Source organism: Xenorhabdus siamensis (assembly GCF_037996745.1).
GTDB lineage: Bacteria > Pseudomonadota > Gammaproteobacteria > Enterobacterales > Enterobacteriaceae > Xenorhabdus > Xenorhabdus indica.
In genome coordinates, this window is the sequence record NZ_JBBMXE010000021.1 from 1 (window position 1) to 11,472 (window position 11,472).

The 11,472-nt window shown below is 54.1% G+C and carries 26 protein-coding genes and 1 pseudogene; 26 read left to right on the forward strand and 1 reads right to left on the reverse strand.

Going from position 1 to position 11,472, the window contains the following annotated elements; translation table 11 throughout:
* The 18 genes and pseudogenes from AAC852_RS18990 to AAC852_RS19075 form a co-directional block, all read left to right on the forward strand.
* A partial coding sequence (locus AAC852_RS18990; protein WP_340622335.1) for an AMP-binding protein occupies nt 1–477 on the forward strand: 477 nt, incomplete at its 5' end.
* Nucleotides 478–573: 96 nt separating this feature from the next.
* Nucleotides 574–1,353 carry an AMP-binding protein gene (locus AAC852_RS18995; protein ID WP_340622336.1) on the forward strand — a complete coding sequence of 260 codons (780 nt, stop codon included), beginning with the start codon at nt 574–576 and terminating at the stop codon, nt 1,351–1,353.
* Nucleotides 1,341–1,640 carry a hypothetical protein gene (locus tag AAC852_RS19000; protein ID WP_340622337.1) on the forward strand — a complete coding sequence of 100 codons (300 nt, stop codon included), beginning with the start codon at nt 1,341–1,343 and terminating at the stop codon, nt 1,638–1,640. The genes AAC852_RS18995 and AAC852_RS19000 overlap by 13 nt, the downstream gene beginning before the upstream one ends.
* A gap of 46 nt (nt 1,641–1,686) precedes the next feature.
* On the forward strand, nt 1,687–2,046 hold the full coding sequence (locus tag AAC852_RS19005) for a hypothetical protein (protein ID WP_340622338.1): 360 nt from the start codon (nt 1,687–1,689) through the stop codon (nt 2,044–2,046).
* A gap of 282 nt (nt 2,047–2,328) precedes the next feature.
* The gene (locus AAC852_RS19010; protein ID WP_340622339.1) at nt 2,329–2,466 is read left to right on the forward strand and encodes a hypothetical protein; all 138 of its coding nucleotides are present in this window, start codon (nt 2,329–2,331) and stop codon (nt 2,464–2,466) included.
* 70 nt (nt 2,467–2,536) lie between these two features.
* Nucleotides 2,537–2,773, forward strand: coding sequence for a condensation domain-containing protein (locus AAC852_RS19015; protein WP_340622340.1), 237 nt, complete (start codon nt 2,537–2,539; stop codon nt 2,771–2,773).
* A 1-nt stretch (nt 2,774) separates the two neighbouring features.
* A complete protein-coding gene (locus AAC852_RS19020; protein WP_340622341.1) occupies nt 2,775–4,289 on the forward strand; it encodes a non-ribosomal peptide synthetase in 1,515 nt (504 codons plus the stop codon).
* An 83-nt stretch (nt 4,290–4,372) separates the two neighbouring features.
* Nucleotides 4,373–4,786 (forward strand): AMP-binding enzyme, encoded by a 414-nt coding sequence (locus AAC852_RS19025; RefSeq protein WP_340622342.1) that lies wholly within the window; start codon nt 4,373–4,375, stop codon nt 4,784–4,786.
* A 51-nt stretch (nt 4,787–4,837) separates the two neighbouring features.
* Nucleotides 4,838–5,032 (forward strand): hypothetical protein, encoded by a 195-nt coding sequence (locus tag AAC852_RS19030; RefSeq protein WP_340622343.1) that lies wholly within the window; start codon nt 4,838–4,840, stop codon nt 5,030–5,032.
* On the forward strand, nt 4,996–5,202 hold the full coding sequence (locus AAC852_RS19035; protein ID WP_340622344.1) for a hypothetical protein: 207 nt from the start codon (nt 4,996–4,998) through the stop codon (nt 5,200–5,202). Before AAC852_RS19030 ends, AAC852_RS19035 begins: the two co-directional genes overlap by 37 nt.
* Nucleotides 5,203–5,209: 7 nt before the next feature.
* Nucleotides 5,210–5,365, forward strand: coding sequence for a hypothetical protein (locus tag AAC852_RS19040; RefSeq protein WP_340622345.1), 156 nt, complete (start codon nt 5,210–5,212; stop codon nt 5,363–5,365).
* A 131-nt stretch (nt 5,366–5,496) separates the two neighbouring features.
* Nucleotides 5,497–6,132: a condensation domain-containing protein gene (locus AAC852_RS19045; RefSeq protein WP_340622346.1), complete on the forward strand. Its 636-nt coding sequence runs from the start codon at nt 5,497–5,499 to the stop codon at nt 6,130–6,132.
* 357 nt (nt 6,133–6,489) lie between these two features.
* Nucleotides 6,490–6,576, forward strand: a pseudogene (locus AAC852_RS19050) (hypothetical protein); the annotation flags it as partial.
* A gap of 49 nt (nt 6,577–6,625) precedes the next feature.
* Nucleotides 6,626–6,760 (forward strand): AMP-binding protein, encoded by a 135-nt coding sequence (locus AAC852_RS19055; RefSeq protein ID WP_340622347.1) that lies wholly within the window; start codon nt 6,626–6,628, stop codon nt 6,758–6,760.
* Nucleotides 6,761–6,790: 30 nt separating this feature from the next.
* Complete coding sequence (locus AAC852_RS19060) at nt 6,791–6,979, forward strand: AMP-binding protein (RefSeq protein ID WP_340622348.1); 189 nt, start codon at nt 6,791–6,793, stop codon at nt 6,977–6,979.
* A 217-nt stretch (nt 6,980–7,196) separates the two neighbouring features.
* Nucleotides 7,197–7,796, forward strand: coding sequence for an AMP-binding protein (locus AAC852_RS19065; RefSeq protein ID WP_340622349.1), 600 nt, complete (start codon nt 7,197–7,199; stop codon nt 7,794–7,796).
* Nucleotides 7,797–7,851: 55 nt separating this feature from the next.
* The gene (locus tag AAC852_RS19070) at nt 7,852–8,202 is read left to right on the forward strand and encodes a phosphopantetheine-binding protein (protein ID WP_340622350.1); all 351 of its coding nucleotides are present in this window, start codon (nt 7,852–7,854) and stop codon (nt 8,200–8,202) included.
* Nucleotides 8,203–8,709: 507 nt separating this feature from the next.
* Nucleotides 8,710–8,862, forward strand: a complete 153-nt coding sequence (locus tag AAC852_RS19075) for a hypothetical protein (protein WP_340622351.1) — start codon at nt 8,710–8,712, stop codon at nt 8,860–8,862.
* Nucleotides 8,863–9,021: 159 nt separating this feature from the next.
* Here AAC852_RS19075 and AAC852_RS19080 read toward each other — a convergent pair whose 3' ends face one another.
* Nucleotides 9,022–9,273, reverse strand: coding sequence for a hypothetical protein (locus tag AAC852_RS19080; protein ID WP_340622352.1), 252 nt, complete (start codon nt 9,271–9,273; stop codon nt 9,022–9,024).
* A gap of 5 nt (nt 9,274–9,278) precedes the next feature.
* On the opposite strand from AAC852_RS19080, the gene AAC852_RS19085 reads away from it, so the two are divergent.
* From AAC852_RS19085 to AAC852_RS19120, 8 genes are all read left to right on the forward strand, one after another.
* Nucleotides 9,279–9,428 (forward strand): hypothetical protein, encoded by a 150-nt coding sequence (locus AAC852_RS19085; RefSeq protein WP_340622353.1) that lies wholly within the window; start codon nt 9,279–9,281, stop codon nt 9,426–9,428.
* Nucleotides 9,429–9,579: 151 nt separating this feature from the next.
* Nucleotides 9,580–9,810, forward strand: coding sequence for a hypothetical protein (locus AAC852_RS19090; RefSeq protein WP_340622354.1), 231 nt, complete (start codon nt 9,580–9,582; stop codon nt 9,808–9,810).
* A complete protein-coding gene (locus AAC852_RS19095; protein WP_340622355.1) occupies nt 9,764–9,964 on the forward strand; it encodes an AMP-binding protein in 201 nt (66 codons plus the stop codon). The genes AAC852_RS19090 and AAC852_RS19095 overlap by 47 nt, the downstream gene beginning before the upstream one ends.
* Nucleotides 9,870–10,070: an AMP-binding protein gene (locus AAC852_RS19100; protein WP_340622356.1), complete on the forward strand. Its 201-nt coding sequence runs from the start codon at nt 9,870–9,872 to the stop codon at nt 10,068–10,070. Before AAC852_RS19095 ends, AAC852_RS19100 begins: the two co-directional genes overlap by 95 nt.
* 48 nt (nt 10,071–10,118) lie before the next feature.
* Nucleotides 10,119–10,241 (forward strand): AMP-binding protein, encoded by a 123-nt coding sequence (locus tag AAC852_RS19105; protein WP_340622357.1) that lies wholly within the window; start codon nt 10,119–10,121, stop codon nt 10,239–10,241.
* A 24-nt stretch (nt 10,242–10,265) separates the two neighbouring features.
* Nucleotides 10,266–10,757, forward strand: a complete 492-nt coding sequence (locus AAC852_RS19110) for an acyl-CoA synthetase family protein (RefSeq protein WP_340622358.1) — start codon at nt 10,266–10,268, stop codon at nt 10,755–10,757.
* Complete coding sequence (locus AAC852_RS19115) at nt 10,670–11,077, forward strand: hypothetical protein (RefSeq protein ID WP_340622359.1); 408 nt, start codon at nt 10,670–10,672, stop codon at nt 11,075–11,077. The genes AAC852_RS19110 and AAC852_RS19115 overlap by 88 nt, the downstream gene beginning before the upstream one ends.
* On the forward strand, nt 11,050–11,373 hold the full coding sequence (locus tag AAC852_RS19120; protein WP_340622360.1) for a phosphopantetheine-binding protein: 324 nt from the start codon (nt 11,050–11,052) through the stop codon (nt 11,371–11,373). Before AAC852_RS19115 ends, AAC852_RS19120 begins: the two co-directional genes overlap by 28 nt.
* The last annotated feature ends 99 nt before the right edge of the window (nt 11,374–11,472 follow it).

Sequence of the window (11,472 nt, forward strand, 5' to 3'; positions counted from 1 at the left end):
GGAGAAATTGATATTCTGTCTCCGGCAGAGCGCAGGTTGTTACTGGAAACCTGGAATAGTACGACAACCGCCTATCCTGAGACGTTATGTGTTCATCAATTGTTTGAAACACAGCAGGTGGAGAGAACTCCAGAGGCAGTAGCCTTAGTGTGTGAAGGGCAGACCCTCAGTTATGCTGAATTAAATGCTCATGCTAACCGGTTGGCTCATCAGCTGATTACACTAGGGGTAGAGCCGGATCAGCGGGTGGCGATTTGCGTGTCGCGTTCACCGGCAATGGTAGTGGGATTGTTAGCGGTGATGAAAGCGGGCGGGGCTTATGTGCCGTTAGACCCGGCTTATCCTAGCGCGCGTCTGGCACATATTCTGACTGATGCTGCCCCGGCCGTGGTGCTGGCGGAATCGCTGGCGCAGGATTGCACTAAGCGAGGAAGCGCTGGCTGGATTAACGGTACTGGACCCCAATATTTTGCCTAACCAGAGCGACAGCAACCCGCAGATATTTGGGCTGACTTCGCGGCATCTGGCCTATGTGATTTATACCTCCGGCTCCACGGGGGTGCCAAAGGGGTGATGATTGAGCACCGCAATACGGTTAACTTTTTGCATTGGGCTCAGCAGGCTTTTGAGGTGGAAGAGATCCGCGAAGTGCTTTTCTCAACGTCGATGAATTTCGACCTGTCCATTTTCGAATGTTTTATGCCGTTATCTCGCGGTGCGGCGATTCGTCTGGTGGAGGATGCCCTGTCATTGATGCAGCATACCCTGCCGGTGACCTTGGTCAACTCAGTCCCGTCTGCAATGAAGCCGTTATTGCAGGCTCAGGCGCTGATGGCGTCGGTTCATACCGTTGATCTGGCGGGGGAACCGCTTAAAGGCGCTTTAATTGAACAAATTTTCAAAGAAACGCAAATCCAGCGGTTGTGTAATCTCTATGGACCTTCTGAAACGACAACTTATTCTGCCTGGTTGCCGATACAGCGGGGTGACCGGATTATTGAAAGTATCGGACGTCCGATAGCCAACACCTGCCTTTACTTACTGGACGAATATGGTCAACCGGTGCCGTTGGGCGTGGTAGGGGAAATTTATATCGGGGGCGCGGGGGTGGCGCGTGGCTACCTCAATCGCCCAGAATTGACGGCGGAACGGTTCCTGATTGATCCGTTTAGTGATGTGCCGGATGCCCGGATGTACCGCACCGGGGATTTAGCCCGTTATTTGCCGGACGGCAATCTGGAATTTCTGGGCCGTAACGACCAGCAGGTTAAAATTCGCGGCTTCCGTATTGAACCGGGGGAAATTGAATCCCGGTTGGTGGAACACCCGGCGGTGAGTGAATGGGTGGTCTAGCGCAAGGGGAAGGGCAAGAAAAACGGCTGGTGGCCTATGTGGCGGCAGAAGCTCACGAGGGGTTGATTAACAGTTTACGTGAACACCTGAGCGTTCAGTTACCCGATTACATGGTGCCGGCGGCCTTTGTGCGGCTGGATGGGTTTCCATTACGCCGAACGGTAAACTGGATCGTCGAGCGCTACCGGCACCGGACGATGAAGCCGTCGCCCGTCAGGTTCATGAAGCGCCGCAAGGAGAAATGGAAATGGTTCTGGCAGCGATTTGGCGTGAATTCTGGGGATTGAACAGGCCAGCCGGTATGACAATTTCTTTGCCTTGGGCGGCCATTCGTTGCTGGCGGTACGGGTGATGAACCGGGTAGCCGCTTTGGGTACTGAACTGCCGCTGCACCACCTGTTTAAGTCTCCTTCGTTAAGGGCGTTTGCTGAGGTTATGCAAACTCGGCAGGCAGCAACCAGATACTATCCTGCCAGCTATGTGCCGATATCCCGCGAAGGGGAATTACCGTTGTCGTTTGCTCAACAGCGCTTGTGGTTCCTGGCGCAGCTTGAGGGCGTTAGTGAAACTTATCATATTCCGATGGCCCTGCGTTTGTGTGGTCAGGACTGGATATTTTGGCCTGGCAAAAAGCGCTGGATACCTATCTGGTGGTCAGCCATGAAGCGTTACGCTCGGTCTTTGTCTCTGTAGATGGTCAACCGCAAGTGCGGTTGTTATCGTCACCGATATTCAGTGGCGTACCGCCTTTATCTCAATATGACCTGCGCGGGCTCCGGATGTCTGACGTTGTCCTTGGGCGTCTGAGCGTGGAGGAAGCCCATGCGTCATTTGATCTTGAAAGTGGCCCGCTTATCCGCGCCGCTCTCATCCGGATCTCCGATGATGAATATCAGTTTTTGCTGACTTTGGCGGCACATTATTTCCGATGGTTGGTCTGTCAATGTGTTGATACAGGAATTGAGCACGCTCTATATGGCGTTTATGGACGGGCAATCCGATCCGTTGCCGCCGTTGGCGATTCATATCCGGATTACGCCTGCCTGGCAGCGTCAGTGGTTGTCCGCTGAGCGTATTCAGACTCAATCTGACTATTGGCGTACAGGAAGCTGACGCCCCGGTTCTGCTGGAGTTACCTACAGACCGCCCCCGTCCGCCTGAGCAGTCGTTTGCCGGCCAGATTTTGCCTATCAATCTGGATGCGGAATTGACAGCGGCCCTGAAACGCCTGAGCGCGCAGCAGGGGGTGACGTTATTTATGACGCTGTTATCTGCCTGGGCAATAGTCTTGTCGCGTTTGTCCGGGCAGGAGGATATCGTGATAGGGACCCCCAGTGCTGGGCGTAACCATCAAGAAGTGGAGTCTTTAATTGGATTCTTTGTGAATACACTGGCGTTGCGCATGGGCGTTATCGGGTGAGTTGACAGTAGCGGAATTGCTGGCACAAGTCCGGCAAACCGCGTTAGCGGCACAGACGCATCAGGATTTGCCGTTTGAGCAAGTGGTGGAAATTGTGCAACCGCCGCGTCAGTTGGCCCATACACCCCTGTTTCAGGTCATGTTTGCCTGGCAGAGCAATGAGTACACAGACTGGACATTGCCGGGGCTGGTTGTGTCGCCGGCTGAGCAAGCATTCGATATTGCCAAATTTGATCTCGAACTGAACTTGTCAGAGGAAGCCGGCAGGATTGTGGGTTATCTCAGTTATTCAACCGCACTGTTTAATCAGCCGACTGTCGAACGACACATTGGTTACTTGCGCGCGGTGCTGCAAGCGATGGTGACTGATTATCAACAACAGATCGGGAAAATTGAAATACTGTCGCCGGCAGAGCGCCGGTTATTGTTGGAGACCTGGAACGCGACTGAAACGCCATATCCTGACACATTGTGTATTCATCAATTGTTTGAACAGCAAGCAGAGAAAACGCCGCAGGCGACAGCCCTGATAGCGGGCGATAAGACCCTAAGTTACAGTGAACTGAATACATGGGCGAATCAATTGGCTCACCAACTAATCGAACGGGGCATTGGCCCCGGCGATCCTATTGTGCTGCTGTTCGAGCGTTCCATCGTGCTGGTCGTGGCGCAACTGGCCGTGCTGAAAGCTGGTGCGGTTTACGTCCCTCTGGATCCCTGTGTGCCGGATGAGCGGAAAAACTGGTTGATCAATGACTGTACCGCCAAATTGTTGCTTACCGATACACAGACAGTGATGTCGGCTAACCTGATTGTACCGTTGCTTCGTTTTTCTGATGGAGATAAGACAGTCAGTGCGCAAAATAGTATTAACCTTGATATACCGCGTGCCAGCACGGCATTGGCCTATATCATGTACACCTCCGGCTCCACCGGGACACCAAAAGGCGTGCTGGTGCCACATCGTGCCGTGGTTCGGTTGGTCATCAATAATGGTTACGCGGCCATTGAGCAGGATGATCGAGTGGCTTTTACCGCGAACCCAGCGTTTGATGCCAGTACCTTTGAAGTCTGGGCGCCGTTGCTCAACGGAGGGGCATTGGTAGTCATTGATCACACCACTTTATTGACGTCGGCGGAGTTAGTCCGGGCTTTACAGGCCCATCGTATCACGATCTTGTGGCTGACCATCGGGCTATTTAACCGGCTGGTGGTAGAGTTGTCCCCGGTGCTGCCGCAGATAAAAACGCTGATTTTTGGCGGCGATATCCCCGACTTACCGCTGATTGCTCAAGTACTGAAACATCGTCCGCCGCAACAACTGTTGCAGGCCTATGGCCCGACGGAAGGCACCACCTTCACAACAATGTATCCTATCGAAGCACTGGAAGAGGGCATGATCCAGCTCCCCATTGGCCAGCCCATCGCCAATACCCGGGTTTATTTGTTGGATAGTGATGGCCAGCCCGTACCGTTGGGGGCGATCGGTGAGATTTATGTGGGGGGGACGGGGTAGCCTGTGGTTATCTGAACCGGCCTGAGTTTGACAGCGGAACGTTCCTTATCGATCCGTTTAGTGATAATACCCCGGATGCGTATATGTACCGCACCGGGGATTTAGCGCGTTACCTGCCGGACGGTAATCTGGAATTCCTCGGCCGTAATGACCAGCAGGTGAAAATTCGCGGTTTCCGTATTGAACCGGGGGAAATTGAAACCCGGCTAGCCGAGTATCCGGCAGTGCGTGAGGCGGTGGTACTGGCACTGGGTGATGGCGCCGAGAAACGGCTGGTGGCCTATGTGGTGGCGCAAGAGGAGAAGGAGCTGGCGAACAGCCTGCGAACGCATCTGAGCGCGACTTTACCGGATTATATGGTGCCAGCGGCTTTTGTGCGTCTGGATGCGTTTCCCTTAACGCCAAACGGTAAGCTGGATCGCCGGGCATTGCCGGCACCGGATGAAGATGCCTTTGCCCGGCAAGTTTATGCAGCCCCAAGGGAGAAACAGAAATGACGCTGGCGGCGATTTGGCGTGAATTACTGGGTATTGAGCAGATCAGCCGCCATGACAGTTTCTTTGCACTGGGGGCCACTCCCTGCTTGCGGTACGATGATTGAACGCCTGCGTCAGCAGGGATTAGCACTGACAGCGCGTGGCGTTGTTCCAGTCGCCGGTGTTGTCCGAGCTGGCGCAAACAGTGGGGCAGCATCAGGCCATCGATGGTGCCGCCGAATGTCATTACCCCGCAACGACAACTGACGCCGGCGATGTTGCCGCTGATTGATTTGACTCAGGCTGATATTGACCACATTGTCCAACAGGTGCCGGGCGGGGTAGCAATATTCAGGATATCTATGCCTTATCGCCGTTGCAGGACGGTATTTTGTTCCACCATTTACTGGCACAGGAAGGGGATCCGTACCTGTTAGTAGCCAGATGGCGTTTGCTGATCGTGCTTTGCTGGATCGTTATCTGGCAGCAATGCAACGGGTGGTTGACCGTCACGATATTTTACGCACCGCCTTTATCTGGCAAAACATTATCCGCCCCGGTGCAGGTCGTCTGGCGTCAGGCTGCCTTATCAGTCACTGAACTCACACTGGATCCGGCTGAGGGGCCAGTGAGTGGCCAATTGGCGGCCCGTTTTAACATCGTCATTATCGTCTTGACCTGAGTCATGCGCCGTTATTGCGTTTTGTGGTGGCGCAGGAAACCGATGGCCGTTGGATGCCCTGCAATTACTGCATCACCTGATTGGTGACCATGAAACGCTGGAAGTGATGCACCGTGAAGTGCAGGCCTGTCTGACAGGGCAAGAACATCTGCCTGCACCTGTGCCATTCCGCAATCTGGTGGCGCAGGTCCGGTTGGGCGTGAGTCAGGCAGCCCATACCCGTTTCTTTAGCGAGATGTTAGCGGAGGTAGAAGAGCCGACGTTGCCGTTCGGGTTGACGGAGGTGCATCGTGATGGCTCACAGGTGACGGAATCTCACCGGATGTTGGCCCCGGAATTGAATGATCGTCTGCGCAGTCAGGCCCGGCGTTTGGGCGTCAGTTCTGGCGGCTTTGTGTCATCTGGCCTGGGCGCAGGTGTTGTCGCGTACCAGTGGACAGGAAAAGTGGTGTTCGGCACCGTGCTGTTTGGACGCATGCAGGCAGAAGGTGCAGACAGCGGCATGGGGCTGTTTATCAATACCTTGCCGTTGCGGCTGGATATGGATGATACCCCGGTACGGGACAGTGTACAGGCTGCACATCACCGGCTGGCGGGATTATTAGCCCATGAACATGCGTCATTGGCGCTGGCCCAACGTTGTAGTGGGGTTGAGGGTGGTACGCCCCTCTTTAGTGCCTGTTGAATTATCGACACAATGCATTGGTCGAACAATGTTGGATGAACTGATGGAGGGGATTGAGTTTTTGGTGGACAGGAGCGAACCAACTACCCGTTTGTGCTGTCGGTGGAGGATTTTGGTGAGGCGCACTGGGCCTGACAGCTCAGGTCGTGCAGCCGTTTGATCCGGAACGGTATGTGGTTATATGCAGCAGGCACTGGAAAGTCTGGTGGACGCGCTGGAACAAGCCCCGGAAACCCCGGTACGGGCAGTTGGACATCCTGCCAGAAGCAGAACGTACGCTGTTATTAAAACCTGGAAATGACGGAAACCCCGTATCCTGAGACGTTATGTATTCATCAGTGGTTTGAACAACAGGTGATGAAAACGCCACAGGCCACCGCACTGGTCTATGAAAACCAGATCCTCAGTTATGCGGAATTAAATACTGGGCTAACCGGCTGGCGCATCAAGTTAATGGCACTGGGCGTAGCGCCGGACCAACGGGTCGCCATTTGTGTGTCACGCTCACCGGCAATGGTGGTCGGCATTGTTGGCCGTCTTAAAAGCCGGCGGGGCCTATGTCCCGCTGGATCCGGCTTATCCGGATGAGCGTCTGGCGACATATCTGAGGGATACGCACCAGTGCTAGTGCTGGCGGATAGACCGGTCGTGGACGGCATTGGGTGAACACGCACTGGCAGAACTGAAAGTACTTGACCCGAATGTCCGGTTTGACCAGCCGGACAGTAATCCGCAGATACCGGCATTGACTTCACGGCATCTGGCGTATGTGATTTACACCTCCGGTTCGACCGGCACACCAAAAGGGGTGATGGTGGAACATCGTGGATTAGTGAATTATGGCTGAGAAAATCACCAATTTGTTAATGGTGCGGAGAGCCGGTGTTGCAGTTTGCTTCATTGAGCGTTTGATGCCAGTGTCTGGGAAATCATGATGGCGTTGTGCAGTGGCGCCATGTTGGTTATTCCCACAGACTATGACGCGTCAGGACCCAATCCAGCTATGGCGTTATCTGGAAGCGCAAGCGCTGACACATGTTTGAATTTGACACCGTCTCTGCTTCATGACGGGGCAGATTGCCGGTATAACGAAAAAAGGCCGACTGATTGACATTTGGGAGAAGCCCAGTACGGCGTTAATTCAGGCGCTGTGTGGCCGGGTCACTCTGTTCAATGCCTATGGCCCGACCGAGATCACGGTGTGCGCCACGGTCTGGCACTGTCCGTCAGACTATACCGATTCCGCGGTGCCTATCGGGCGTCCAACGGCGAATACCCAGATTTATTTGTTGGATGCACATGGTCAGCCAGTACCGTTAGGGGCTGTGGGTGAGCTGTATATTGGCGGAGTGGGTGTGGCGCGGGGTTATCTCAATCGTCCTGAATTGACCGCTGAACGTTTCCTTCTCGATCCGTTTAGTGATAGCCCGGATGCGCGCATGTACCGCACCGGGGATTTGGCCCGTTACCTGCCGGACGGTAATCTGGAGTTTCTCGGCCGTAATGACCAGCAGGTGAAAATCCGCGGTTTCCGTATTGAACCGGGGGAAATTGAAACCCGGTTAGTGGAGCATCCGGCAGTGCGTGAAAGCCGTGGTGTTGGCGCTGGAGATGGGCAGGATAAGCGGCTGGTGGCTTATGTGGTGGCGGAAAGAGAAAGATGATGAGGCGTTGGAATGAGCCTGCGAGCACTCACCTGAGTTCCTTTTACCGGATTATATGGTGCCGGCCGCTTTTGTCCGTCTGGATGCATTTCCATTGACACCAAACGGTAAGCTGGATCGCCGGGCACTGCCGGCACCGGACGATAAAGCCTTTGCCCGTCAGACGTATGAAGCGCCACAAGGGGAAATGGAAATGCCGCTGGCGGCTATCTGGCGTGAATTGTTGGGGATTGAACAGATTAGCCGGCATGACAATTTCTTTGCCTTGGGTGGTCATTCATTGCTGGCGGTACGGATGGTTGAACGGATGCGTCATTTAGGCATTGAGCTGGCGGTGTACGTGACACTGTTTAAATCCCCAGTGTTGGCTGATTTGCGCAAAGATGGGGCAGCATCAGTTTGGTGAACGTCGCCGGAATATGATTACTTCCAGCAACACGCCAATACCCGGAGATGTTACCGTTGATTGATTTGACTCAACTGAGATTGACCTCATTGTGACACAATTTGACCGGGTGGGATGACACCAATATTCAGGATATCTATGGCCTTATCGCCGTTGCAGGTGGTCATTTTGTTCCACCTTACTGGCAGAAGGCTTGATCCCTATCTGTTGGTCGCCAGATGCGCTTTGCTGATCGGTCTTTGGATCGTTATCTGATGGCGGTGCAACAGGTCAGTTGATCGGCACGATATTCTGCATCTGGCTTACCGCTTTATCTGGCAAGGATTATCCGTGATCCGGTTCAGGTGGTCTGCGTCAGGCCCCTTATCGGTGATGAACTGAAATGGAACCCGGCTGATGGGCCGTTTGATCTTGTTAAGGGACCCGTTTTGATCCCGTCGCTATCGTCTTGATTTGAGTGATGATGATTATTGCGTTTTGTGCTGGCACAGGAAGAGGATCGTTATTGTGCTGCAACTGCTGCATCACCTGATTGGCGACCATGAAACAATGGAAGTGATGCACCGTGAAGTACAGGCGTACCTGGCAGGGCAAGAGGAGAGCCTGCCTGCCCGGCGCCTTTCCGTAATCTGGTGGCGCAGGCAGCGTCAGTGGTTATGAGTCAGGAAGCATACCCGTTTCTTTACTGATTGGAAAATGTTGGCGGAGGTAGATGAACCGACGTTGCCGTTCGGGTTGACGGTCTCGTGCATCGTGATGGTTCGCAGGCATGGAATTAACCGGATGATGCTGACGCGCCCTGAATGACCGTCTGCGTAGTCAGGCCCGGCGTTGGGGGTCAGTATGGCGGCGTTGTGTCATCTGGCCTGGGCCAGGTGTTGTCGCGTACCAGTGGTCAGGAGCAAAAGTGGTGATTTCGGCACCGTAGTGTTTGGGCGTATGCAGGCGGGAAGTGGAAGCTGATAGCGGCATGGGGCTGTTTATTAATACCTTGCCGTTGCGCTGGATATGGATGATACCCCAGTACGTACAGTGTACAGGCCGCAAACCGGCTGGCGGGATTACTTGCACATGACATGCGTTTCATTGGCGCTGGCCCAGCGTGTAGTGGCGTACAAGGTGGAACATACCCCTCTTTAGTGATGTTTGCCTGGCAGAATTTTACCGACACAAATTTACCGGACAAATTACCGGGGCAATTGGATGAACGCCATGGAGGGGATTGAGTTTCTTGATGGACAGGAGCTTTAACCAACTACCCGATTAACTATCGGTGGAGGATTTTGGCGAAGCACTGGGCTGACAGTCAAAGGTGGTACGGCTCCGTTTGATCCGGGAAGCGGCATATCGGTTATTGCAGCAGGTATTGCAAGTCTGGTGGCTGCCCTGGAACAGGCCCCGGAAACACCGGTATGGCAGTTGGACATCCTGCCAGAAGCAGAACGTAAATTGTTGCTGGAAACCTGGAACGCGACGGAAACCCCGTATCCTGACACGTTATGTATTCATCAGTTGTTTGAACAACAGGTGGAGAAAACCCCGGATGCCACAGCACTGGTGTATGAAGAACCAGAATCTCAGTTATGCGGAATTAAATGCCTGGGCTAACCGGCTGGCCCATCAATTGATCACACTGGGCGTAGCGCCGGATCAACGGGTAGCGATTTGTGTGTCACGTTCACCGGCAATGGTGGTGGGGATTGTTGGCCGTGTTGAAAGCGGGCGGAGCCTATGTACCGCTGGACCCGGCTTATCCGGGTGAACGTCTGGCGCATATTCTGACGATCAGAGCCTGCTATTGTGCTGGCGGATACCGCCGGACGTCGCAGTATTGGGTGAAACGCATTGGCAGAACGAAACGTGCTTGACCCGAATGTCCAGTTTGATTCAGCCGGATTAATCCGCAGATACCGGTATTGACTTCACAGCATCTGGCGTATGTGATTTACACCTCCGGTTCGACCGGCACACCAAAAGGGGTGATGGTTGAACATCGTGCAACTGGTCAACATCTTTATGCACTGAAAATGGTCGTTTAATGCGTCTGAGCCGGATGTTGCAGTTTGCTTCAATTGAGTTTTGATGCCAGTACCTTGGAAATCTGGGCGCCGCAACGGTGGTGCGCTGGTGGTATTGATCACACCACTAATTTATTGACGTCCAGTGGAGTGGTCCGGGCTTTACAGACCTATCGTATCACGGTGTTGTGGTTCCCGGGCAATTTTAACCGGCTGGCTGTAGTAATATCCCCGGTGCTGCCGCAGATAAAAGGGCTGTCATTTTTGGCGGCGATAAGCCCTTTCGCAGTGATTAATTCAACGCTGAAACATTGTCCGCCGCAACAACTGTTGAATGCCTATGGTCCGACGGAAGGCACCACCTTTACCACGACATATCCTATTGAGGCGCTGGAAGAGGGTAGAACCCGCTCCCCATTGGCCGGCCTATTGCCAATACGCGGGTTTATTTGCTGGATAATCATGGTCAGCCAGTACCGTTGGGGGCAATCGGTGAAATTTATATTGGGGGAGTGGGGAGTAGCCGTGGTTATCTGAACCGGCCTGAATTAACCGCTGAACGTTTCCTTCTCGATCCGTTTAGTGATAGCCCGGATGCGCGCATGTACCGGACCGGGGATTTAGCCCGTTACCGGCCGGACGGTAATCTGGAATTTCTCGGCCGTAATGACCAGCAGGTGAAAATTCGCGGCTTCCGTATTGAACCGGGGGAAATTGAAGCCCGGCTGGCCGAGCACCCCATGGTGCGTGAATCGGTGGTGCTGGCGCTGGGTGAGCAGGGCAGGATAAGCGGCTGGTGGCCTATGTGGTGGCGGAAGCGGATGAGGAATTGGCGAACAGCCTGCGCGCTCACCTGAGCGCAGTTTTACCGGATTATATGGTGCCGACAGCTTTTGTGCGTCTGGATGCGTTTCCATTAACGCCAAACGGTAAGCTGGATCGCCGGGCGCTGCCGGCACCGGACGAAGAGGCCTTTGCCCGTCAAGTTTATGAAGCCCCGCAGGGAGAAACAGAAACGACATTGGCGGCGATTTGGCGTGAATTACTGGGTATTGAACAGATCAGCCGACATGACAGTTTCTTTGCGTTGGGCGGTCATTCATTGCTGGCGGTACGTATGATTGAACGCTTGCGTCAGCAGGGATTGCGCTGACAGCGGTACGTGTTGTTCCAGTCGCCGGTGTTGTCCGAGCTGGCGCAAACTTGGGGCAGCATCAGGCCATCGTGTGGTGCCGCCGAATGTCATTACCCC